The organism is Burkholderia sp. Ac-20384 (assembly GCF_017104605.1).
GTDB classification, from domain to species: domain Bacteria; phylum Pseudomonadota; class Gammaproteobacteria; order Burkholderiales; family Burkholderiaceae; genus Burkholderia; species Burkholderia lata.
Genome location: NZ_JAAGPE010000579.1, coordinates 1 through 2121, shown reverse-complemented (window position 1 = coordinate 2121; position 2121 = coordinate 1). Strand labels below are relative to the sequence as shown.

General features: G+C 70.4%; 2 protein-coding genes. Both read right to left on the bottom strand.

Annotated elements, in window-relative coordinates:
* Positions 1-256, bottom strand: a 256-nt coding sequence (locus G3O00_RS41910; protein ID WP_346779034.1) for a BcsE family c-di-GMP-binding protein, incomplete at its 3' end; no start/stop codon positions are given.
* A 9-nt stretch (positions 257-265) separates the two neighbouring features.
* On the bottom strand, positions 266-2121 hold a 1856-nt coding region (locus G3O00_RS41905), incomplete at its 5' end, for a cellulose synthase subunit BcsC-related outer membrane protein (protein ID WP_206146515.1).

Below are 2121 nucleotides of genomic sequence, written 5' to 3'. Positions count from 1 at the left end.
CCGTCACGTCGCGCGTGCGTGCCTGTCGCGCACTCTCCCACACGAGCGCATCGCAGGCCGACGTGCCGCCGGCCGCGTAGATCGCGTACAGGCCGCCGGCTTCCAGTTGCGTCCAGGCATCGGGCAAGCCGTCGATCGCGAGCCGGCTCACCGTGCCGACACGGCCGCCGGCCGGCACGCCCAGCAGCGTACGCAGGCGGCCCAGCAGGCCGGCGGCGCCGAGCGCGGGACGGGTGGCATCGAGTTCCGTATTCACGACGTTCCCCTAGTAATCCGAATAAAGCCGCACCGGCGTCGGCGTGACGAGCCAGCTGCGTTGCGCGCGCGCGTCGAACGCATAACGCAGGTACACCAGCGCCGAACTCGGCGCGTAGTCGTGCGACCGGTCGACTTTCAGTTGCGCGCCGACACTCAGGTGCGGGTTCACGCGGTACTCGACGATCCCGTTGATGCCGTACGAGAACGACACGCCGCGCGTCGAGCTGCCCGCGTACACGAACCCGGCCGCCACCTGCGCGGCCCGCTGGTCCGCGGACATCGGGTAAAACAGCGAATCTTTCTCGTAGCTGTTCGAGATCCCGCCCGTGACGGTCAGGTCCCACGACAGCGCATCGTGCCGCCCCGCCCATTCGATCGGCACGCCGAGCGACAGGTAGCGTTGCGGGCTGTAGTAACCGCCCTGCCCGTACGTGTAGTAGCGCAGGTTCTGCGCGTAGTGCCACGCGTTGCCGACGAGCCCGGTGCTGACCTTCATCGTCGCGCGCTCGTACACGGGCATCGTAAAGCCCGTGCGCAGCGTGACTTCCGCGTTGCGTTCGACATTGCGGCCGGACAGCACGCCCGCGCCGAGTTCCGCGAACAGGTTCGTGCGGCCGACGTCGACCGACGCGCGCAGGGTCACGCCGTCGCGGCGCACGCCGCCCCAGACCGCACCCGTCCACGGGTCGCGCATCCCCGAGTACGACAGCACGCTGCTCGTTTCCGGCCGCCGCGACGCATTCACCGAGAAACTGGCCGGGCCCGCGTCGAAGCGATAGCGCACGCCGCCGACCAGGTAATGCACGGGGAAACCGAGCGGCGACGTGCCGAGGTCGAAGCGCCATGCGTCCGTCAGATAGCCGGCGCCGAGCGCGACACCCGTGGCCGTCTGGTGCAGCGAGCCCGGCGGATTCGCGATCGCGGCGGGCGTCAGCTCGTTCCTTGCCCTGAGCGCCGCGTAGCTGCCGAACGTATTGAGCGAATACGCGTTCGGGTTGCTCGTGTCGAGCGTGCCCGGGTCGAGATGCACGGTGTCGATCTGCGCAAACACGTGCCCGTCGTAGCGGATCGGCATCTGCATGTAGATCGGCACCTGCTGCGCGCGATACGACGAAATGCCTTCGTCGCCCGACTTGTAGGCGGGCGTCCAGCCGGTCTCGATCTCGGGATTGCGCCGCTGCTCGAGATCCGCGAACGCGGCCTGCGCAGGCGTCAGGCCGTCACGCCCCGGGCTCACGCCCGTGGTGCGTTCCTGCGACTGCGACATCCGGTACAGCGACGCTGCATCGTCATAGCGCCCTTGCGCCTCGGCCACGCGTCCGGCCGCGACCGTCACATCCGGGCGTGACGGATACGCGGCATGCAGCCGGTCGGTCACCTGCACGGCTTCGTCCGGGCGGCGCAGCGCGTTCAGGCGGCGCACGGCCGACAGCTGCGTGTCGACGTCGTCGTCCGGCGTGCGGGCCAGCACCGCCTGCACGCGTGCAAGCGCCGCGGCCCGATTGCCGCTGTCCTCGTCGATGCGGGCCAGCGCGAGCTGCGTATCGGCATCGTCCGGCGTGCGGGCGACGACCGGCGCGAGCGCAGCGCGCGCCGCATCGTAATGGCCTTGCGCGCGTTCGAGATCGGCCAGCTCGAGCGCGTAGCGCTTGTCCGCACGGCCGGCCGGGCTCGCGCGTTCGAGCAGCTTGCGCGCCTGCGCGTAATCCTGCTGCGCGATCGCGTCGTCCGTCTGCCGCAGCACGAGCCGCAGTGACTGGTCCTCGATCCTCGCCGTCTGTGCGGGTGTCAGCGACGGTTCGCGGCGCAGCGTGTCGAGCCACGCGGCGAGCGCGTCGTCGCGCCCCGCGCTGCCGAGCAGGG